The sequence below is a fragment of the Allobosea sp. BE125 genome (assembly GCF_031456075.1).
Lineage (GTDB): Bacteria > Pseudomonadota > Alphaproteobacteria > Rhizobiales > Beijerinckiaceae > Allobosea.
In genome coordinates this window covers 369,523-389,686 of sequence record NZ_JAVDTY010000003.1, presented here as the reverse complement: position 1 = coordinate 389,686, position 20,164 = coordinate 369,523, and the positions used below count along the sequence as shown (strand labels likewise).

Below are 20,164 nucleotides of genomic sequence, written 5' to 3'. Positions count from 1 at the left end.
AGCGGGCCGGAATGATGTCTGGAGGCGTCATGCGCATATTCCCGAAGGTCGAAACGAACTCGTCTGCCGGCTCTAGAGCAATTTCCGATCCAGTTGGATCATCCAACTGCTCTAGATCATTGTTTTGACACGTTTTCTTCACGCGAACCGGTATCCACTTCGCTCGAAACCGCTCTAGAGGCGGCTGACCATGATCTTGCCCGAGCCCGCCTGCATCTCGGCGAAGAATTCGACGGGGACATTGACCGGGTCCGCCACCATGTCGGCGCGCACGATGAAGCGGACTGCCAGTTCATGCACGGCGATCGACTTGTCGCGTTCGACATGCAGCGATTGCCGGACAAGCCGCGGCTCGAAGAGCAGCAGCGCGTCCTTGATCTCCTGGTCGATATTCTCGATGCCCGCTTCGTCGATCGTGCGATGCGCGATATCGGGCAGGCCGTAATTGAGGATCGACCGGCGAACGGCTTCGTTGGGGCCGAGATCGAAGGACGATTCCAGGTTCACGGTGTTCAGCAGAGTGCCGAGATCGCGCGACAACTCGCTGCGCAATCGGCTTTCCGAGATCGCGGCCCGGCCGGTCACGAGCCGGCCAGCCAAGACGCGCTCGCCGGCTTCGTCGCGCAGATCGACAGCCTTTCTGGCATCCTTTGCCTCCGCTCCGGCGCGGAAGGCCGACATCAACGGAATCCGCAGGCTGACCGATTTCTTGCGACTCATCGCCTACTCCGCAAAGCAAGCAGCGACGGAAGCCGCGCGGAGTGCGGCTTCCGTGATCTCGCGCGCTGCAAAAGGCCGCGACAGCGCTCGCCCGAAGGCTGGTGCTGCAGACCGTCGCGGTTGACTACGCTGCGTCGACCTTGGCGATGTCGTATTTGAACGAGGGCTCCTTGCCCTTGTTGCCCTTGGCGTCCTGCGCCGCGAATTTATACTCGAATTTGGCGAAATTCAGCGAGAACGACAGGGTGGCTTCATCGCCTGAGCCGCTCAAACTGATACTGCTGACGACGATCTCTTCCATGATCAGCGTGACGAAATCGAGCGGCTTGTCGCCGGCCTTGCGCTGGACCAGCGTGCCTTTGCCGATATGGGTACCTTTCGCCAGGAACTGCAGCAACGTGACGGAGGCGGTGTCCGCCTTCATGAAGCACTGCACATCGCTGAATGACGACTTGCCTTTGCCGCCACCGGTTGCCTCATGCATCGAGGCGCTCTGGCTTGCGCCGAAGCTCCAGGATTGGAGCGCGAGCTCCTTTTCATGTCCTTTGACGGTGCTGTCGCCTTCGACTGACGGCGATTCGAGCTTCAGGTGGATGTCTTCGGCTGCCATAGTGGATTCTCCATTGCCAGTGCAGACTAGGCGCCGTTGCCCGCCCGGGCTTCCGGTGCCACTCCCAACCCCGGTAGAGAAGCTGTCGTTGCAGCCGCGCTACCTGGAGCAATCCGAGTTCAGACGGCCTCTCAGGACTTCTGCGGGAGCCGCGACACCAGGCTGAGGCTCACATCCATCCCCTCGAGCTGGTAGTGCGGCCGCAACAGGAAGCGCGCCGAGTAGTAACCTGGGTTTTCCTCGTCCGGGCGAATCTGGACGCTGGCTGCCGCCAGCGGCTTGCGCGCCTTCGTTTGTTCGGTCGATGTCGCCGGTGCGCCATCGACATATTGGTTGATCCATTCCTGCAGCCAGACGGTGAGCTGCTCCTGCTCCATCGTCGAGCCGACCTTGTCGCGCACCATGCATTTCAGGTAATGCGCGAAACGCGAGACCGCGAACATGTATGGCAGGCGGGAGCGAAGGTTTGACGACGCCGTCGCATCGACGTTGTTGTCGTATTTCTTCGGCTTGTAGAGCGACTGCGCGCCGATGAAGGCGGCCTTGTCGGAATTCTTGCGGTGGATCAGCGGGATCAGCCCGGCCTTGGCGAGCTCGGCTTCGCGCCGGTCGCTGATCGCGATTTCGGTGGGGCATTTCAGGTCGACGCCGCCATCATCGCTCGGGAAGGTATGTGTCGGCAGGTTGATGACTTCGCCGCCCGACTGGACGCCGCGAATGCGCGTGCACCAGCCCCATTCCTTGAAGGCCCGGTTGATGTTCACCGCCATCGCATAGGAGGCGTTCATCCAGGCATAGTTCGAGCCGGTATGGCCGTCGGTCTCCTCCTCGAAGCCGAATTCCTCGACCGGGTCGGATTTCGCGCCATAGGGCAGGCGCGACAGCACGCGCGGCATGCACAGGCCGGCATAGCAGGAATCGTCGGAATCGCGCAGCGAGCGCCAGGCGGCATAGTCGGGCGTGTCGAAGATCTTGCCGAGATCGCGCGGATTGGCGAGCTCGTTCCACGAATCCATGCCCATCAATGTCGGGCCGGCGGCCGCGAAGAACGGCGCATGCGCGGAGGCTGCGACCTTGCTGATGTCGCGCAGCAACTGCACGTCCTGCGGCAGGTGGCTGAAATAATAGTCGCCGATCAGGCAGCCATAAGGTTCGCCGCCGAGCTGGCCGAACTCATGCTCATAGACCTTCTTGAACAGCGGACTCTGATCCCATTTCGCGCCGGGATACAGCTTCAGCGTGCGCGACAGCTCGTTCTTCGAGATGTTCATCACGCGGATCTTGAGCTGAACGTCGGTCTCCGAATTCATGATCAGGTAGTTCAGCCCGCGCCAGGCGCTCTCGATCTGCTGGAATTCCGGCGCGTGGATGATCGCGTTGACCTGTTCGGAGAGCTTCTTGTCGAGCTGCGCGATCATCTCCTCGATCGTGTCGAGGACGTCGTCCTTGACCAGCGACTGATCGGCCAGTGCCTGCTGGACCAGCGTCGAGACGGCGTTCTCGACCTCGGTCGCGGCGCGTTCGCTGCGCGGCTTGAAGCTCTGCTTCAGCAGCGAGGCGAACTCATCGACATCGCGCGTTTCGGTCTGCCCGGTTTGGGTAGCGGATTTGAGCTCGGTAGCCATGATGACCGTTCCAAAAAGCGAAGTGGCGCGTCGTGGGCGTGCTTAGGATTGGGCGTGCTTAGGACTGGGCGTGCCTGGGATTTCGGGCGTGCTTTAGGATTTCTCGTCTTCAGGGGCTGGTTTGGCGCGCTCGCTCAGCGCCGCCATCAGTTTCGGGTCGCTCAGCAACTCGCGCAGCTTAGCTTCCGCGCCGGCTTTCCCGTCCATGTAGCTCTTGAGGTTGGCGAGCTGCTCGCGCGCTTCCAGCAGCTTGGCGACGGCCGGCACCTGGCGCGCTACGGCGGCGGGGCTGAAATCGGCCATCTTCGAGAACCGCAGCGCGACCTGGAGCTTTTCGCCCGATGGCGTGTCGCCGAGCTTGTTGTCGACCCGGAAGGTGACGCCAGGCTCGATTGCCGCCATGCGGTTCTCGAAGTTGTCCATGTCGATGTCGAGGAAACCGCGATCCGCCACGTCGGGTTTTTCTGCGCCGGCATAGTTTCCGGACAGGTCCGACATCACGCCCATGACGAATGGAATCTCGATCTTACGATTGGCATCGTAAGGGTCATCGTAGCTGATATGAACCCGAGGGGCTCGGTTGCGTCGGATGAACTTCTGGCCGCTGTCGGACATGTCAACCCCCGAGGCTGCTTCGCTGCGGAAATGAAGCAGAAACACTACATTTCAAAACGGCCGTAAGGTCAACTCCATGATCAACTTTCGTCGAGGTTTCGAAATGCACGTTCCGGTAGCATTTCTCTTAAAAGTGACATGAAATCCCGTTCGGCCATCGCGCGAGCACGCTCGCACAGCAACGGAATGGCGCTGGAGGGCTCGCGTGCACGCAGATGCGTGGCGACCTGCTGAAGAATGTCGAGCGCCTCGCGTCGGCTGCCTGCAGCGGGCGGATCGGCTTCTGTGTCATCCGTCTCGCTATCGGCCCCGGCCTCGATCAACGTGGCCAGGCGCTCGATCGGCAGGTCGAAGACCATGCGGCCACCCACATTGATGGTCGCATCGCTGGCATGCTCGGGGACCAGGAGCTGAACGCTTTCAGCGAGCCCCTTGCCGACGAGCTGGCGCGCCTGGGCGACCAGCAGGAGCGCCGGGCTCGACGGTTCGCGGGTCCGGAAATAGAGCTCGGCGCCCAGCAAAGCGCGGCGGATGCCGGCCGGCGTGTCGAGCGGGATGGAGGGCATGGGGCCCGCAGCATCCGGGGCTGCGCCGTTTGCCTCCGCGCTGCCCGCGGCCTGCGGCGCCAGCGCGGCGCCCGGGTCGCGCTTGACGATAGCGCCGTCGAGCTCGGTTCTGATCTTGTCGAGCGTGGGCTTGAGTTTTCCGAGGCTGAGGCTGCCGGCGTTCTGCTCCTCGACGCAGGTTTCCATCTCGACCAGTGCGGCTGTGGCAGCGACGACCAGATCGCGGTTCTGGACCAGCCCGGCTATCTCGCCGTCGCTGAAGGCTGTTTCCACGGCCTGCAGATCCGGCGCCGGCTCGCCCTCGCGGGCGGTGGCCTCGCCACGGGCGATCTGGACCATCCGGTAGTTGACCGGGCCGATGCGCCGGCTGACCGTCAAGGGGGCGTGCAGCAAGGGCATGATGATGCTGGTCGTATCGTCGAGCGATTCGATGACCACGATGCGCAGGCCGAAATCGCCCTCTTCGGCGGCGGGGTGGACATGCTCCCAGCGTGCGCGCAGCAAGGCCGCCATCGCCGTCAGGGCCGCGACGAAGCCGCTGAGATCGCGGTTGAGGATGCGCAGCTTCGCGAGCAGGACGAGCAGACGCAGATCGCGGGTGCGCTCCAAGAAGGTCTCGACGGCGCTGCTTTCTTTCGCCAGGTCGTTCTTGGTCCGGTCGAAGTCGAAGAAGGATTTCTCCGGCAGCAGGCCCTCCGCCCGCGCGACGAACAGGCTGTAATCGGGGTCATAGGCGAGGTCGAGATCGGGGCCGCAGGGGGCGTCCTCCTCGATGGCTTCGCTCAGGGTCGTGGCGAGGTCCGCTGTCATCCCGATTTTTCCCGATCCATGTCCCTCATCCCGCATCCCTGCCGCGCCGGGGTTCTTGATCATGCCGTAGCGTCGATATGTGACAAGGCGTCCACGAACGCCTTGTTTCCCATGCGTTGCTCGATCTTACAATGATCGCCTGGCTTTATGGTGGACCGAGATCAATCGCGTCCCGGCTAAGAACCGGGCTGAGTTGCACTGTCGCGCCGGTTGAATTGACGGAAACATCGGCTTGCTTTTGGTCAGACGGTCTCTGTGCTAGACCGTGATGCCGGCGGACTATAGATTTCGCCTGGTTAACGACCGCCATATTGGACATGCGAGCCGACATGAGCCGAGAACTTAGCCAGGCCAACCGACCCGCGATCCTGAAGACGCCGTTCGGCGGCGATGTTCTGGCCTTCCGGCGGCTCGACGCCAATGAAGGTCTGAGCGAGCTGTTCGAATACCGCATCGAGGCCTTGAGCGCGAAGGAGAATCTGGATTTCGACGCCGCGCTTGGCCAGCAATGCCATCTTGAGATCAATGTCGTCGAATACGAAGGCACCGTCGTCGTTCGCAAGAAGAAGCGCTACTTCAGCGGTATCCTGGTCGAGGCGCAATGGCTTGGCATGCAGGAGGAGTTCTACCTCTATCGGCTGACGTTGCGGCCCTGGCTCTGGCTGCTGGGGCAGACCGCCAATTGCAAGATCTTCCACAACCAGACGGTCGACAAGATCATCGAGAAGGTCCTGCGCGACGGGCAGCTCGGCGAGCTCAGGCTCGACATCAAATCCTATCCGCAGCTCGAATATTGCGTTCAGTACCGGGAAACGAACCTCGCCTTCGTCAGCCGGCTGATGGAGGAATACGGCATCTGCTACTACTTCGAGCACGAGGCCGGGAGCCATCGGCTGGTGCTGGCCGATCAGGCGTCGTCGCACAAGCCGATCCAGGGCACCGAAACCATTCCCTTCCTGCCGCTGGACACCAACAACCGGCGCGAGGTCGAGCATCTCGGGCATTGGATGGTCGAGCGCCGTTTCCGCACCGGCAAGATCACCTTCCGCGACTACAATTATGAGAAGCCCGACGCCGACATGCAGGCGGAGGAGCAGACCTCGGAAGCCTACCAGCATTCCAAGCTGGAGGTTTACGACTATCCCGGCCGCTATCTGGAGAATGGCGATGGCAAGACCCTGGCCAAGGTCAAGCTCGAATCAGAGCAGGCCTCGGACCGGCGCCGGATCGCCTCGGGCGATGCTGCGACGCTCTATCCCGGCGGCTTGACCACGCTGCAGCGCCATAGCGCCGACAGCGAGAACAAGCAGTTCCTCGTCGTCAGGGCGACGCATTCCTTCGTCTCTCTGCAATCCTATCGCTCCGGCGCGGATGCCGGCGGACACGACTATTCCGGGCAATACGAGTTCCAGCTCGCCGACCGGCCGTTCAAACCGCCGCAGCTCACGGACAAGCCGACGATTTTCGGCCCGCAGACGGCGCGCGTCGTCGGCGAGAAGGGCGAGGAGATCGATGTCGACGATCAGGGCCGCATCCTCGTCAAGTTCCATTGGGATCGCGACGACGAGCATCTCTACCGGGTCCGCGTTGCGCAGGTCTGGGCTGGGGATTCCTGGGGCGGCTCCTTCATCCCGCGCATCGACCAGGAGGTGATCGTCGAGTTCCTGGAGGGCGATATCGACCGCCCGCTGGTCGTCGGCACCGTCTATAACGGCAAGCACAAGATGCCGTTCGGCACGAAGGCCAGCAAGAACATCAACGGCATCAAATCGGACACGACGACGGGCAGCAACGGCTACAATCAGCTGACCTTCGACGACACCAAGAAGGCCGAAAAGGTCGAGTTCCGCGCCGAGAAGTTTCTCGACACGCTGGTCCGGGACACCGAGACCCGTAATATCGGCGAGGATTTCTCGAGCGAGAAGGGCGAGGCTTCGCGTAACATCACACTGAAGAAGGGCGACGACAACCTCAAGGTCGAGACCGGCAACCAGGTTGTCGACGTCAGCCAGGAAATCCTGATCAAGGCGGGCCAGAAGATCACGCTCAAGGTGGGCGATTCGACGATCGTCATGGACAATTCGAGCATCACGTTGACGTCGCTCAACATCAAGGTCGAGGCCAAGGCGGATCTCGACATGTCGGGCACGACGACGCAGCTCAAGGGCCATGCGAGCCTGACGATCACGGGTGGCTTGGTGAAGATCAACTGACGCCATGCGCCAAGATCGCTTTCTCACTGCGCGCGATGTCTTCGAAGCCTTTCCGACTGCGGGAGAGGATATCGAGGCTGCCCCCAGCGACGCCACTCCGCGCGATTTCCTCGTCGGGCTGATCGACAGCAAGACGCCGGAGGATGCGATCAGCTTCTGCGCCTATCTCCTGCCGAGGCGGGAGGCGGTCTGGTGGGGCTGTTCCTGCGTGCGCGGGCTCGCCGATGAGCGAGAGCGCCTTCTCATCGAGCAGAACCGGGCTTTCCAGGCCGCGGAGCTCTGGGTCAAGGATCCGCAGCAATCACGCCGGATCGAGGCGCTGCGCATCGGTTTTGCCGGCGTGCGCGCCGACGCCAGCACCTGGCTTGCGCTGGGCGCGGCCTGGTCTGGCGGCGATATGGCCGACAACCCCCACGCTCCGGTGATGGCCCCGCCGCATCTGACGGCCAAGGCGATTCGCGCCGCAGTCCTGATCGCCTTGGCCCGGAACGCGACGCAGGAGCGCCGCGCCAGGCTGACGACCTGCATCGACCACGGCGTGAAGCTCCTGCAGAGGCGCCCGGGTTGAGGCGGGAGGCGGCGACGGCAGGGGCGGAGAACGCCAAAAACGACCTGAATCCGGCTTTGATCCGGTTGTTCCGACAGGATTCGGACATTCTTCACCTGTTTGATGGAACCTTCCAGATGTTGGCGCATTGGCTCAGTTATGATACGGTGCTTTGATGCAGAATGGAGCAAGGCGATGACCTTCGGCCTTTCGACTGCGCGATCCATGGCTTTCGGAACGGCGCTCGCACTCATCGGACTGACGCCTGTGCTGGCGCAGGACGTAATCGTTCCCGGCGCTTTTCTGGTCGCGGAAGTGCAAGACGAGCCGCAATTGGTGATGGCGCCGCTGCCGCCCACGCGTAACGCGATGACGCGTCCCCAGGCCGTACGCTCGGCCTCGGTCAAGCCGGTGCGCGCCGCCCCGGCGCTCCAGCGCGTGGCTTATGTCGAGGCGCCGCGCCCGCCGCGTCGCGCTGAAGGCTACACCTCTTTCTCCGCGCGGCCCGGCCTCATCTGGCTCGGCACGGTCTACTGAACGTCTCGCGACGGACACCATCGACACATGAGTGATGCGAGCGACGCAAGGATTGCGTCGCTCGATTGCGTTTGGGCGCTCCATCTCGTCCGGGCCCAGAGCCCGTTTGGAAACGCCGCGAGCCCTCATCCTGAGGAGCCATTCCGCAAGGAATGGCGTCTCGAAGGATGCTTCAGGAGGCTCCCGAACCATCTGCAACATCCTTCGAGACGCCGCGTGCCGCGGCTCCTCAGGATGGCGATCAGGCCGCAGCCTGCCCGGGAACGGCGGTGCGTTTCCGATGGAATGGAACACGAGGGCAATTTCCGATCCAATTGGATCGTTCAATCGCTCGCGAACCGAAGTCCACTTCGCGCGAAAACGCTCTAGAATCCCAATCCGAGACCTGGCGTGACGCGCCTGGGCGCGGCGGCTGCGGGCGCCGCTGCGGGGGCAGGCGCGGCTCGCGCCGGCTTGCTTTCGGCCGCGCGCTCGCGTTGGGGTTGCTGGGCGCGCTGCACCGGCTCAGTGCGTGGCGGGCGGCGCACGAGGGCAGGGGCCTGCTTGCCCGGCGCAGGGGCGACATTCGTCGGGGGACAGGTCGGGGCAGGCCTCTCGCGCAGATCGAGCAGTTGCTCGGGCGTGATCGCGGCCGGTTCGGGCGCTGCGCCGATGCGCTGGCGGTAGATACGCAGCGCCTCGCGCGTCGCGACATTGAGATTACCGCTGATCCGGCCGGCATAGCAGCCGATCCGCGTCAATTCCTCCTGCGTTTCGCGCGTCAGCGCTGCAGGGTCGGTCGGGACCGGGCGCGGCGGCCGCGGATCGGCCAATGGCTTGGGGGCGAGCAGGGTGGGGTCTGCCAAGGCAACCTGCATGCCCTGGTCCTGGGCAGCTGCGTTGCGCTGTTCGACCTCTTCGATGGATTGGCGCGGCGCGGTCACCCCGGCGCGGCGCATGGCCTCGGCCTCTTCTGTCAGCCAGCGCGCCTGCGCCTGTTCAAGCGCGATGCGCTGGCGCTCGGTGATCTGGGCATCCTCTGCGGTGGCCCGTGTTTCCGCGGTGGCGCTGTCGATCCTGCGCTTCGCCTCCTCGTCGGCGCGCAAGGCGGCAACGCGGTTGGCCTCCGCGTCGGCGGTTGCCCTGGCGCTTTGCTCCTCGGCGACGCGGCGGGCCTCCGCAGCCTGGAGCTCGGCCTGTTTGCGCATCTCCTCCGCGGCCTTGGCCTCTGCGATTTTGCGCGCGTCTTCAGCCGTCTTGGCCTCTGCGGCGAGGCGCTTGTCCTCGATCGCCTTCGCCTGGGCTTGTTTGCGCGCCTCTTCGGCGGCCTTGGCCTCGGCGATCTTGCGGGCTTCCTCGGCCGCCTTGGCTTCCGCCGCCTGCCGGCGCTCCTCTGCGAGCTTGGCGGCCGGGGCCTGCTTGCGCGCCTCTTCCTCGGCCTTGGCCTCGGCGAGCTTGCGGGCGTTCTCAGCCGCCTTCGCTTCCGCGGCGAGGCGGCGTTCCTCGGCCGCCTTGGCGAGAGCCTGCTTGCGGGTCTCCTCCTCAGCCTTGGCCTCGGCGAGCTTGCGGGCGTCCTCGGCCGCTTTCGCTTCAGCCGCGAGGCGCTTGTCTTCGGCTGCCTTGGCGAGGACCTGCTTGCGCGCCTCCTCCGCCGCCTTGGTCTCGGCGAGCTTGCGGGCATCCTCGGCCGCTTTCGCTTCAGCTGCGAGGCGCTTGTCCTCGGCTGCCTTGGCGAGGGCCTGCTTCCGCGCCTCCTCCGCGGCCTTGGCCTCGGCGAGCTTGCGGGCATCCTCGGCCGCCTTCGCTTCCGCTGCGATCCGACGGTCCTCTGCAGCCTTGGCGTCGGCCGCGCGGCGCGCTTCCTCGGCAGCCTTGGCTTCTGCGACCTTCGCCTCGGCGGCGAGCCTGCGATCCTCGGCGACCTTGGCCTCGGTCAGGCGGCGCACGTCGTCGGCGGTCTTGGCCTCAGCGAGCTTGCGTGCATCCTCAGTCGCCCTCAGTTCGGCGGCGATCCGGCGCTCTTCCGCGGCTTTGGCCTCCGCCAGCTTGCGGGCCTCCTCGGCGGCCTTCGCCTCCGCGACGCGTCGCTCTTCGGCGGCCTTCGCTTCCGCCTGACGGCGTGCATCTTCAGCCGCTCTCGCTTCGGCGGCGATCCGGCGCTCCTCCGCAGCTTTGGCCTCCGCCAGCTTGCGAGCCTCCTCAGCGGCTTTGGCCTCCGCGGCACGGCGCTCTTCTACGGCCTTCGCTTCCGCCTGACGGCGCGCGTCCTCGGCCGCCTTCGCCTCGGCGAGCTTGCGCGCATCGTCCGCGGCCTTGGCCTCAGCTGCGCGGCGGGCATCCTCAGCGGCTTTCGCCTCCGCAACACGGCGCTCCTCGGCTGCTTTGGCCTCAGTGATCCGGCGCGCTTCCTCGGCCGCCCTGGCGTCCGCCAGTTTGCGGGCGTCGTCGGCTGCCTTCGCCTCGGCCAGGCGACGCGTCTCTTCGAGCTCGCGCTCGCGCGCCAGCTTCTCGCTCGCCGCCTTTTCCTGCAGGGCGCGCTCCTGCGCCGCGCGCTGCTCCTGCTCGGCGCGCTCCTGGGCCTGCCGGGCGCGCGCATCCTCGCTGGCGCGGCGCGCGGCCTGGGCGGCAAGCGCCTCCTCATCGGCCAGGCGCGCCGGCCCGGTGCTGGCGATCTGGGCAGGGCTACTGCCGCCCTTCAGCAGGTCGGTGCCGAAATAAAGCCCGCCGCCGAGCAGTGCGACGGCGCTGAGGCCGGCCGCGATCGCCATGCCCGTCTTGCCGCCGCCGCCCGCCGTCGTCGCTTTGGCCTTGGCCGGCTTGCCGACAGCAGGTTGCCAGGCCGCGACCTCCGCCATCGTCGCCGGGCGGTTCTCCGGCAGGGGCTGCAGCATCTTTTCGAGCAGCGGCCGGAAGCGCGGATCGATCTTCGACAGGTCGGGCACGACACGGCGCTTGTCGATGACCTCGACCTGCGAGCCGTTCATGTCGATGGGGCGCCCCTGAAGGCACTCCGCCAGGACCAGTCCGAAGCTGTAGATGTCCGATTTCGGGGTGACGTCGCCGCCGAACAGGCCAAGCTGCTCCGGCGAGACATAGTTGTATTTGCCGGCGAAGCCGCTGCCGATGATCGTCTGCTCGCCGGCCCGCGTCGAGCGCGCGATGCCGAAATCCAGGATCTTGGCCAAGGCCACGTCGGCCCCGGGCAGGATGACGTTGTCGGGGGCGACGTCGCGATGGATGATGCCGAGCTTGTGGGCGGAATGCAGCCCCGACGCGATCCGCTGCTGCAAAATGCAGGTGTCCTCGAAGGACAATGGTCCGCGGACGAGATGGTCCTTCAGCGAGGTGCCGTCGACGAACTCCATCGCCAGATAGGCGCGGCCGAGCTGCGGATCGATCGAGAACAGGTAATAACGCACGATCGCTTCGTGCTGCAGGTTGTGCAGCGAGGAGGCTTCCTTGCGGAACAGCGCGAGCGCGCTTTCGTTCTCGGCGAGATCGGAGCGGATCATCTTGATCGCCACCGCATCGCCGGTCTGGATGGCGTAGCCCTTGTAGATCTCGCCCATGCCGCCGGCGGCGATGGGATGGTCGATCCGGTAGATGCCGTTCAGCGTCGTCCCGACGGCGACGCGGGCGCGCGGAATGATGACGGTGGCGCCGTTGTCGCTCATGGCGCGCGCCCTTCGCGGGAGCTGGCGGCCGACAGGGCGCGGACAAGGCTGCGGCAAGGCCGCCGCATCTCCGTCATCCCTGTTTCATACCGCCGCATCGCTTCAGGCCTCGCGCCCGTCGGCGTCGCTTCTGGCCGGCGAAGGGGAGACTGGCGCTTCCGCGTCCTTCGGCTCGCAGGCCACGACGATCACCGTGACGTTGTCGCTCGCGCCGCGCGCAAGAGTGAGCTCGACCAGATGGTCGCAGGCCGCTTGCGGCGCGCGCCCGGCAACGCCGGCCAGGATTTCGGCATCCGAGACATGGCCGGTCAGGCCATCGCTGCATAGCACGAAAACGTCCCTATCTTCCACCACGCCCTGAATCAGGTCGAGATCGGGGAGGTCGCTCACGCCGATGGCGCGCGTGATGATGTTGCGCCCCGGCCAGCGCTTGGCTTCCTCGGGGGTCAGCTGCCCCTGGTCGACGAGGTCCTGCACCTCAGTGTGGTCGCGCGAAATCTGCGACAGCTGGCCTTGCCTGACGCGGTAGGTCCGGCTGTCGCCGGCCCAGCAGCAGGCGAAGAAGCGCTCATAGATCAGGAGCGCGACGACGGTGGTGCCGAAGGTCGCAAGGCCACGTTCCTCGCCGGCCTTGCGCAGGCCGATATTGGCCTGCAGCACCCGGTCCTGGAACCGCGCGAGAAGATCTGCCGCGGAGGCCGCCTGGCCGATCGTGCGCAGCGCCTCGACGACGGAGGAGGAGGCGAGCTTGCCGGCCTCGTAACCGCCCATGCCGTCGGCGACGCACCAGAGGCCTGCGTCGGCGTGAACGATGTAGCTGTCCTCGTTCTCGCTGCGCACCTTGCCGACATCGGTGGTCGCTCCGGTCTCGAAGCGGAAGCTGGCCTGCTGGTCGAGCGCGCCGGCAAGCATGGCGAGCGGATCGTTGCTCGCGCGCATGGACGGGGGCGGAAGGGTGCTGTCCATCAGGGCTCGACTCCGATCCTGGCCGGTTGCGCGCTCTCGTCAGCGCCGGCGCTTTCCGGACTGGCGGCCGGGCCCGTCAGCAGCAGCGTGAAATGCTGCGCCTCCGGCAGCCGCTCGGCACAGAGCGCGAGTGCCGGAAACCTGTCGCCGCCGATGCTCCACCACCAGGAGCCGGCCGCCTGCCGGGCGGCCTTGTCCGACCGTTCGAGCCGCGCCAGCAAGGCAGGAATCTCGGTCGTGGCGTCGCCGCTTACGCCGAGCAGCCCCCGATTGGAGGCGACGATCGCGGGCTGCGTGTCGCGCGCGACGCTCTCGGGCAAGGGCAGGCTGTCGAGCGCGGCCAGCGTCGTCTCATAGGCGGCGTCGGGCTCCAGCGTATCGAGCAGGAAGGCTTCCGCGCTCTCGAACCATGAGGCTTGTGCGTTCTCGGTCGGCGCGGCGAAGGCCTGTCCTTCGGGCGCCATCGCCAGGACCGCGAGCGGAAAATAGCGGCCGACGCCGTCGAGCGAAGGCATGAAGGCGCCGAGCACCTCGCTGCCGAGATGCGAGCGGCCGAGCCAGAAGCGCCAGATCGGCGCGCTGAGATAGGCCTCCTTCCAGCCCGGCCCGAGCGCCTGGATGCTGGCTGCCATGCCGCCTTGCAGCCAGATCTCCCAGAAGCGCAGGAGTTCGCGCGGCATGTTCACCGCGATGAAGTCGCGCTTGGCCGGTAGCTTGCCGAAAAGGGCGCAGTGCATCCTGCCTCAGCCTCCCGGACATCTGAATTCCCGCAGGGCCGGCAATGTCAGCGGGTTCTTCAGGGACGATACATTGATCTGGTAGGAAATCGACTGGCCGCCGACGGAGTAGCTGGCGACCAGGGCTTCGCCGCGCTTCGTCACCGAGCCGAGGTCGAGGAAGCGGAAGAAGGCCCAGGGGCCGCGCTTCTCCGGTCCGAAGACGGGCGGGCTGCTGGTCACGCCGCCAAACAGCCCCGTGCTCGTGGTCTGGCTCGAGATCACCGTGCGGTCGAGCCCGGCGGGGCCCGGCCAGACCACCGGCGTCGGCCCGCCGCCGGCCTGCGCCACCACGGCGACGCCGCTGATGTCGAGCTTGATCGTCGGGGCTGAGCCGGAGCTCGCCGCCGGCTGCGGCGTGATCGCCATGGTGAAGGACGGCATGTTGCCGCCGGTGCCAAAGAACGCGTCCTTGATGTCGGCGGCGCGCTGGAACTCCTTGAGCGCGGCGGGCGGCAGTGAGCGCGCCACGCTGATGTTCTGCTTGAAGGCCCATTCGGGCTTCGAGGTATCGACCAGCGGCGCGAGATTGGTGGTGTAGAACTTGTCCATGATGCCGCCCGTGCCGAAGAGCCGGCCGAAATCGGCCAATGGCACGTCGCGGTCGCTGCCGCGCGCGAAGGGGTAGCGGTTGGTGACGATCAGGTTGCAGGTCGCGGTGACCTGCGAGCGCAGATCCTGCAGGAGCTGCGATACGGAACTGCCGGTGAGTTCGTTCTCGAAGCTCGTGGCGGCGGTCTGGATCAGGTTGGAGAAGGGCTGCGGGATCAGGTTGGCGCTGTTGCGCAGGGTCTGGATCTGCCCCGGCAAGGTGGCGTTGACCTGCGGCGCCAGCGCCGGGTTGGTCGCGAGCAGGCGCAGATTCTGGTTCACTTCGGAGAAGGCGAGCAGCACCTGGTCGATCGGCCGGCGGCCCTGCTCGCCCTCGAATAATTGGTGGAACGGCTTGAAGGCCGCCTCGATGGTCGCGCCCGGCGCCTGCTCGCCGCTGGCGGTGTTGGGCTTCTCCATTGCCTTGAGCGCGATATCCATGCGCGAGAGCGTGGTCGAGGCGCTGCCGGTGTTGACGCCGAGCCGCTGTGCCAGGTTCTGCGCCTGCTGGGCCTGGCTCAGGCTTCCGGCCGCCGATTGCGTCGCGGCCTGCCCGGCGGGCGCCGGGCGCTCGCGGGTGAGCTTGGTCTCGTCGCGGATCGATTCCAGCACCTGCTTCAGGGGCGAGGTGACGGCCGATGCCGCGCTGAGAGCCGGATATTGCGGCTTGTTGGCGAGCAGGGGCCGGAAGCGCAGCGCCGCCATCGTGCCCTGCCAGGAGGCGATGAAATCCTTGGCGTAGAGCTCCAGCAAGGCGCGCGGCAGCGCCTCGTACTGATCCGAGACGGCGGTCTGGTCGCCGGCCGTGCCCAGCACCCAGCGCTCCTCCTCGATCTGCTTGGCGACGTCGCGCAGGCGGCCGATGAAGCCCTCATGGAAGCCGGCATAGGTATAGAAGAATGGGACGCGGACATTCTCGAGCTCGCCGCCGCGGGGCCCTTCGAAGACGAGCTTTGCGTCGGCGCCGCCCTTGGCGGCGGCCGTCCAGTCGGGCTTGCCCGGCGAGGCGCGCGCCTGGACGCGCAGCAATTGATAGGCGCGCTCGGCCAGGCTCAACCGCGCCAGCGTCTTCTGCGCCTCTTCGATCAAGGGCTCGTTGAGCGTCAGCGTGCCGGCGCCGCCGGAATCGGGCAGGCGCAGCATCGCCGTCAGATGTTGGCTGAGCTCCTCGCGCAGGCGCGCATTGGCGGCGCCCTGATAGAGATTCTCGACCCAGTCGCGCCGCATCCACAGCAGGATCAGATCCTCGTCCATCTTCTGGCGGCCGCCGAGGATGAGATAGACCTTGAGCGCCTCGTAGATGAAATCGGGCCGCGAGCGGTTGGCCTCGATCAGCTCTTCCATGCGGAAGATCAGGCGCGAGCGCAGCAGGCGCTCCAGCCCGGTCTTGTAGGCCGCTTGCGATGACGAGCCGAGCCGGTCCCACTGGCTCAGGCCGAAAGTCGCCTGCACCGGTGGCGAGACGCCCTCCTGCGCATAGCCGGCGGGCAGGGCGCGCAATGCGTCGAGCAGCGGCACGACCTTCTCCAGATCGCGATCGGCGACGGTCGGCTCCTGGATGATCGGGGCTGCGGTCGCCACGAAGGTCTTGGACTGGTCGTTGGTCTCGGCAATCAGGTTGACATTGCGATTGTAGCTCGTCCACCACGCTGCCGCCCCGCCCAGCGTCACCAGAGCGAGCACGCTATAGGCCGCCGCCTTCAAGGCGAAGGCGCGGCGCACCGCCCTGCGGTCGGTCGAGACCCAGGCGGATTCGCCGATCACCACCTTGGTGATCAGATCGGTGAGGAAGAAGCTCTTGCCCGAGCCCGACATCGCTGCGGCGGCAACCTGGTTCGCGCCGAAATTGCGCGCCATCGCGCCGATCAGCTGGTCGATCGGCGTGCCCTGCTGCGTGCCCGAGGTGAAATAGAAGCCGCGCAGGGTCGCGCGCGAATGATAGCGCGTCGGCTCGAAGATGCGGTTGAGGAACTCGATGATCGGGGTCTTCACCGCCGCCATCTGGGTCGGGAAGCCGAAAATCTGCACACGTGCGTTGGGCGTGGGCTCTTCCTGGAGCCGGTCGGGCAATTCGGAATTGAGGCGCTCCACCAGCGCGTCGAACTCGTCGGGCACCTCGCTGATCATGTTCAGCGTCTTGTCGTCGGTCTGGAAGGTATGGCCCCAGACCACGCGCCGCGAGGCCTCGTTCAGATGCTGGAAATACTCCATGAACCCGGAGACCAGATCCATCTTGGTGAACAGCGCATAGACCGGGAAATCGACCTTGAGATTGTCGTGCAACTCGGTCAAGCGCGCCCGGATCGCATCGGAATGGGCGTTGAGCTCGGCCGGCGAGGCGGTCAGCACATCCTCGATGCTGATCGCCAGCATGACGCCGTTGATCGGCTGGTTCGGCCGGTTCTTCTTGAGCAGGTCGAGGAAGGCGAGCCAGCTCTTGCGGTCGGCCGAGGCGTCGGAATCCTGCGTGGTGTAGCGGCCGGCCGTGTCGATCAGCACGGCGTCGTCGGTGAACCACCAGTCGCAATAGCGCGTGCCGCCGACGCCCGCGACGGCGGACGGCGCGCCACCTTTGGCGAGCGGGAACTTCAGCCCCGAATTGACCAGGGCCGTGGTCTTGCCGGAGCCTGGCGGGCCGATCAGCACATACCAGGGCAGCTCGTAGAGATAAGTCGCGCTCGAGCCTGCGGATTTCTTCAGCGTCAGCAGCGCGTCGGCCATGCGCTCGCCGAGCACGTCGCCATCGCCTTCGTCGACAGCGGCATCAGCCAGGCCCTGCTCCAGCGCCGCCGCCTCGCGCCTGCGCCGGATGATGCCCCAGACCAGCAGGCCGAGCACGATGAGCGAGACCACCGCGATGATGGCGAAGCGCACCCATTCGGAATCGAACGGATAGATCCCGGCGACCGAGATCAACGGGCTGGCGAACCAGACCAGCGCGCCGAAGGCGGCAAGCCCGATCAGGCTGATGATGATGCGCAACCAGATGGCCAGGGTCACGAGCGCCTCCGCCTCAGGTCAGCGTTCATGCGGGATCTGCACGTCGACGCGCCGGTTGCGCGCGCGACCTTCGATCGTATCGTTCGAGGCGATCGGGGCGGTGTCGCCCTTGCCGTCGGCGAGGATGCGCTTCTTGTCGCTGAGATCCTCCGTGAGGAGGGCCCCGACGGCCTTGGCGCGCTCGACCGACAATTCGTAGTTGTTGGCGAAGCGCACGGTCTTGATCGGCGTGTTGTCGGAATGGCCGGTGACCTTGATCTGGCCGGGCTCCTTCTCCAGCGTCTGCGCGATGCGCTTGGCGAGAGGGCGGAAGGCGTCGATCACCGTCGCCTTGCCGGGTTCGAAGGAGGCGAAGCTGTTGACGCGCACTATGATGCCGGTCGAGACGGAATCCACTGCCAGCTTCTGCTCGCCGATCTCGGTCGCCAGCGCCGCGCGGATGCGCTCGAGCTGCGTCGTCTTGATTGGCGGCGGAGGCGTGGGCTTCACCGGCTGGACGACGCGCCGCTCGATCGAGACATCGGTCGTCGGGAAGATGCGGCCGACATCGTCGATCACCGCATCGCTGCCGGAGCTCAAGAGCGAACGCAGGGTCAGGTACATGGCGAGCAGCAGGACGCCCGCTAGCGAGGCCATCGCCCAGAACGGGATGCGCACGGTGGTGCCGCGCGCCGCCATGTCCTGGCCCTGCCAGCGCGGCGAGAGCTCCTGATTGACGCGCTGCTTCACCCGCCGCAGCGTCTCGTAGAGATTGCGCTGGATCGTTTGCAAGGTCGCCTGGCCGCCGGCCGAGGTCCGGTGCACGCCCTGAAAACCCAGCGCCAGGCAGGCATGCTGCAACTCCAGCACATTGTAGTTCAGGATCGGGTCCTGCTTGGCCCGGTCGAGTTCCTCGAAGAAGCGGATGCCGCCTGTCCGCTCGCCGAAGAAGCGGCTCAGCATGCTGTATTGTGTCCAGAGCTGGCGATCCTGCGCCGGGATGTTCTGGACGATGTCGTCGGCGGTGGCGCAGAGCGTGTACTTCGCCTGCTTGGCCTGGTCCTGGCCGATGCCGGCGCCGGTGACGTCGGCCTCGAAGCGCTGGATCGCGCCGGCAACCTGGTCCATCAACTGGCTGAACGAGGCATAGGCCAGGGCCACGCGCAGGCGCCCGAGGATCGAGAGGATCGGCGCGGCCGCGCTCATGATCGGATTGTCATTGGGCGCCACCGGCATCTCGCGCGGCGCGACTTGAGGCACGGAGCCCGGTGCCTGCGGCGCGGGCTGGGGCGGGGGAGCGTAGCTCTGCGCCGGCGGCGGCTGGTAGGGCGGCGGGGCCCGCTGCGGATAGCTCTGGCCCGGCGCATCGGCCCAGGCGTCCTGCGCGGCGGCGTTGGGGTCTGCCTGCGGATAGCTCGGCGGCGGCTGGTAGCCCGAGGCCGGATGATAGGAGGCGGGCGGGGGCGGATAGGCTGACGGCGTGAACGGGCCCGGCTGCTCGGGTTGCTGGATAGGCGGGCTCGGTGCGACCGGGCGCCTGCCACCGGGATTGGGCCGCACCACCGTGCGCTCATTGGGGTTGTAGGCAGGTTCGAACGGGTCTTTGGGCTCGGTCATCGCCTGTCTCCGAGGATCGCCCAGAGATCGAGCTGCAGTTCCGGCCAGTCGCCCGAGAAATGCAGGCCGATCGCGTTTGCCGTGCTGAATTCAGGCCAGAGTGGAGAGTTCTTGTCCAGCAGGAAGTAGACATGGTCCGCGACCGCGCGGATCTGCGACGGCGGGGTCGGAATGTGATTGAGGCCGACGCCCGGCAGATGGGCGTTGACGATGTCGTTCATCTTCGTGTTCGGGCCGATCTTGAAGAGCTGCGGGAATTGCAGCTGGATCTCGATCAGGGGCCGGCGCGCTGCGACTTCCAGCACGAAATTGGCGTTGCGGAACAGGCTGCGGTCGCGGATCGTCGAGACGAAGGCGTTGGGCGCGCGCTCGATCAGTTCGAGGCGGATCGCGCGGCGGCCGAGCCTGGCGCTGAGGAAATCCTGCAGGTCGCGCAGGATCGGCTCGAAGACGAGTTCGAGATTGTCGTGGTCGTAGCGCGGATAGGTCCGCGTCCGGCGCTCGGGCGTGGCGAAGGTGGCGAGTTCGCCGACCATCCGCACGAACTCCTCATAGAGCCGCTCGGGATGGATATAGCGCGAATGCCGGAAATGCTGCAGCACCGGCAGGTGCCGGTTGAGCAGCTGCAGCACGAAGAAATCGGCGCTCTGCAGGCCGCCGCCGGCGGTCGGGTCCGCCGCATAGCGCGCCAACTCCTCGAGCTTGGCCTCGATCCAGCCGATGGCGCGGTCGATCCAGCCGTCGATCGCGGGATAGGCCGAGGCGATCAGCACCGGCGGGACGAACTTGTCGTCGAAGACGATGGTCTTGTCGCGCACCTCGACGATGCGGGCGACCGGCATGCTGACATAGCCGGGCTTGGCGGTCTTGCGCAGATCGAAGCCGAGCCGGGGATAGGCGACGTCGATCTCCTCCTCGACGCGCATGGCGGCAGTCGAGTCGATCAGCGTCTCGCTGGCGGTGACATAGCGACTCGCCGTGGCGCTCGTCGGCTCGTCGACCTCGCGCGTATTGGCCGCCGCGACCGGCATGGTCAGCCAGAGCAGCTGCTTGGCGGCGGCGTCCGGCACGTCGATGGGCGCGGGCAGGGGGCTGTGGGCGGGAATGTCGAAGGGCGTGCCGTCAGGCAGGATTCCTGACGCGCGACGCAGGCCGAAGCGGCTCTGCTGGGCGAGGTCGCGGTCGATCTCGAGAGTCGAAAAACCCCAGGGGTAAGGCGTGATGAAGCGCGTGCGCGCATCGACGAGGTTTTCGAGATAGCGATCCGCCTGCTGCAGATGGTGCGGCCGCAGAAAAAGTCCTTCTCCCCAGACGACCTTACTGTTCCAAGACATCGCCG

The 20,164-nt window shown here is 66.0% G+C and carries 14 protein-coding genes; 3 read left to right on the top strand and 11 right to left on the bottom strand.

The features are described from left to right. Positions 1-174: 174 nt before the first annotated feature. The 5 genes from tssE to J2Y55_RS10310 form a co-directional block, all read right to left on the bottom strand. On the bottom strand, positions 175-720 hold the full coding sequence (gene tssE, locus J2Y55_RS10330) for a type VI secretion system baseplate subunit TssE (protein ID WP_310151768.1): 546 nt from the start codon (positions 718-720) through the stop codon (positions 175-177). 124 nt (positions 721-844) lie between these two features. Continuing rightward, positions 845-1,330, bottom strand: coding sequence for an Hcp family type VI secretion system effector (locus J2Y55_RS10325; RefSeq protein ID WP_310151764.1), 486 nt, complete (start codon positions 1,328-1,330; stop codon positions 845-847). A gap of 131 nt (positions 1,331-1,461) precedes the next feature. Next, positions 1,462-2,955, bottom strand: coding sequence for a type VI secretion system contractile sheath large subunit (tssC, locus tag J2Y55_RS10320; RefSeq protein ID WP_092164285.1), 1,494 nt, complete (start codon positions 2,953-2,955; stop codon positions 1,462-1,464). A gap of 93 nt (positions 2,956-3,048) precedes the next feature. Continuing rightward, positions 3,049-3,570: a type VI secretion system contractile sheath small subunit gene (gene tssB / locus J2Y55_RS10315; RefSeq protein WP_310151756.1), complete on the bottom strand. Its 522-nt coding sequence runs from the start codon at positions 3,568-3,570 to the stop codon at positions 3,049-3,051. Between the two features lie 80 nt (positions 3,571-3,650). Then, positions 3,651-4,946, bottom strand: a complete 1,296-nt coding sequence (locus J2Y55_RS10310) for a type VI secretion system protein TssA (protein ID WP_310151753.1) — start codon at positions 4,944-4,946, stop codon at positions 3,651-3,653. Between the two features lie 329 nt (positions 4,947-5,275). Between J2Y55_RS10310 and J2Y55_RS10305 the strand changes: the two genes are divergently transcribed. The 3 genes from J2Y55_RS10305 to J2Y55_RS10295 all read left to right on the top strand — a co-directional run bounded on the left by J2Y55_RS10305 (position 5,276) and on the right by J2Y55_RS10295 (position 8,243). Then, positions 5,276-7,159 carry a type VI secretion system Vgr family protein gene (locus tag J2Y55_RS10305; RefSeq protein ID WP_310151750.1) on the top strand — a complete coding sequence of 628 codons (1,884 nt, stop codon included), beginning with the start codon at positions 5,276-5,278 and terminating at the stop codon, positions 7,157-7,159. Positions 7,160-7,163: 4 nt separating this feature from the next. Continuing rightward, a complete protein-coding gene (locus J2Y55_RS10300; protein WP_310151747.1) occupies positions 7,164-7,727 on the top strand; it encodes a DUF6931 family protein in 564 nt (187 codons plus the stop codon). Between the two features lie 174 nt (positions 7,728-7,901). Then, the gene (locus J2Y55_RS10295) at positions 7,902-8,243 is read left to right on the top strand and encodes a hypothetical protein (RefSeq protein ID WP_310151744.1); all 342 of its coding nucleotides are present in this window, start codon (positions 7,902-7,904) and stop codon (positions 8,241-8,243) included. A 365-nt stretch (positions 8,244-8,608) separates the two neighbouring features. On the opposite strand, the gene J2Y55_RS10290 is transcribed toward J2Y55_RS10295, so the two are convergent. The 6 genes from J2Y55_RS10290 to tssK form a co-directional block, all read right to left on the bottom strand. Then, the gene (locus J2Y55_RS10290; RefSeq protein ID WP_310151741.1) at positions 8,609-11,896 is read right to left on the bottom strand and encodes a serine/threonine protein kinase; all 3,288 of its coding nucleotides are present in this window, start codon (positions 11,894-11,896) and stop codon (positions 8,609-8,611) included. A 102-nt stretch (positions 11,897-11,998) separates the two neighbouring features. Continuing rightward, positions 11,999-12,862, bottom strand: a complete 864-nt coding sequence (locus J2Y55_RS10285) for a PP2C family protein-serine/threonine phosphatase (RefSeq protein ID WP_310151736.1) — start codon at positions 12,860-12,862, stop codon at positions 11,999-12,001. Further along, positions 12,862-13,599 carry a type VI secretion system-associated protein TagF gene (gene tagF, locus J2Y55_RS10280; protein WP_310151733.1) on the bottom strand — a complete coding sequence of 246 codons (738 nt, stop codon included), beginning with the start codon at positions 13,597-13,599 and terminating at the stop codon, positions 12,862-12,864. Before tagF ends, J2Y55_RS10285 begins: the two co-directional genes overlap by 1 nt. A 6-nt stretch (positions 13,600-13,605) precedes the next feature. After that, entirely contained in the window at positions 13,606-17,229 is a 3,624-nt protein-coding gene (tssM, locus tag J2Y55_RS10275) for a type VI secretion system membrane subunit TssM (protein WP_310151730.1), read from the bottom strand. An 18-nt stretch (positions 17,230-17,247) separates the two neighbouring features. Continuing rightward, entirely contained in the window at positions 17,248-18,825 is a 1,578-nt protein-coding gene (tssL, locus tag J2Y55_RS10270; RefSeq protein ID WP_310151728.1) for a type VI secretion system protein TssL, long form, read from the bottom strand. After that, complete coding sequence (gene tssK, locus J2Y55_RS10265; protein ID WP_310151726.1) at positions 18,822-20,159, bottom strand: type VI secretion system baseplate subunit TssK; 1,338 nt, start codon at positions 20,157-20,159, stop codon at positions 18,822-18,824. The genes tssL and tssK overlap by 4 nt, the downstream gene beginning before the upstream one ends. Positions 20,160-20,164 lie beyond the last annotated feature (5 nt).

What these genes read in the sequence shown, in the direction of transcription:
- tssE (WP_310151768.1), bottom strand. Translation starts at nt 720, where the DNA reads ATGAGTCGCAAGAAATCGGTCAGCCTGCGGATTCCGTTGATGTCGGCC.
- J2Y55_RS10325 (WP_310151764.1), bottom strand. Translation starts at nt 1,330, where the DNA reads ATGGCAGCCGAAGACATCCACCTGAAGCTCGAATCGCCGTCAGTCGAA.
- tssC (WP_092164285.1), bottom strand. Translation starts at nt 2,955, where the DNA reads ATGGCTACCGAGCTCAAATCCGCTACCCAAACCGGGCAGACCGAAACG.
- tssB (WP_310151756.1), bottom strand. Translation starts at nt 3,570, where the DNA reads ATGTCCGACAGCGGCCAGAAGTTCATCCGACGCAACCGAGCCCCTCGG.
- J2Y55_RS10310 (WP_310151753.1), bottom strand. Translation starts at nt 4,946, where the DNA reads ATGACAGCGGACCTCGCCACGACCCTGAGCGAAGCCATCGAGGAGGAC.
- J2Y55_RS10305 (WP_310151750.1), top strand. Translation starts at nt 5,276, where the DNA reads ATGAGCCGAGAACTTAGCCAGGCCAACCGACCCGCGATCCTGAAGACG.
- J2Y55_RS10300 (WP_310151747.1), top strand. Translation starts at nt 7,164, where the DNA reads ATGCGCCAAGATCGCTTTCTCACTGCGCGCGATGTCTTCGAAGCCTTT.
- J2Y55_RS10295 (WP_310151744.1), top strand. Translation starts at nt 7,902, where the DNA reads ATGACCTTCGGCCTTTCGACTGCGCGATCCATGGCTTTCGGAACGGCG.
- J2Y55_RS10290 (WP_310151741.1), bottom strand. Translation starts at nt 11,896, where the DNA reads ATGAGCGACAACGGCGCCACCGTCATCATTCCGCGCGCCCGCGTCGCC.
- J2Y55_RS10285 (WP_310151736.1), bottom strand. Translation starts at nt 12,862, where the DNA reads ATGGACAGCACCCTTCCGCCCCCGTCCATGCGCGCGAGCAACGATCCG.
- tagF (WP_310151733.1), bottom strand. Translation starts at nt 13,599, where the DNA reads ATGCACTGCGCCCTTTTCGGCAAGCTACCGGCCAAGCGCGACTTCATC.
- tssL (WP_310151728.1), bottom strand. Translation starts at nt 18,825, where the DNA reads ATGACCGAGCCCAAAGACCCGTTCGAACCTGCCTACAACCCCAATGAG.
- tssK (WP_310151726.1), bottom strand. Translation starts at nt 20,159, where the DNA reads ATGTCTTGGAACAGTAAGGTCGTCTGGGGAGAAGGACTTTTTCTGCGG.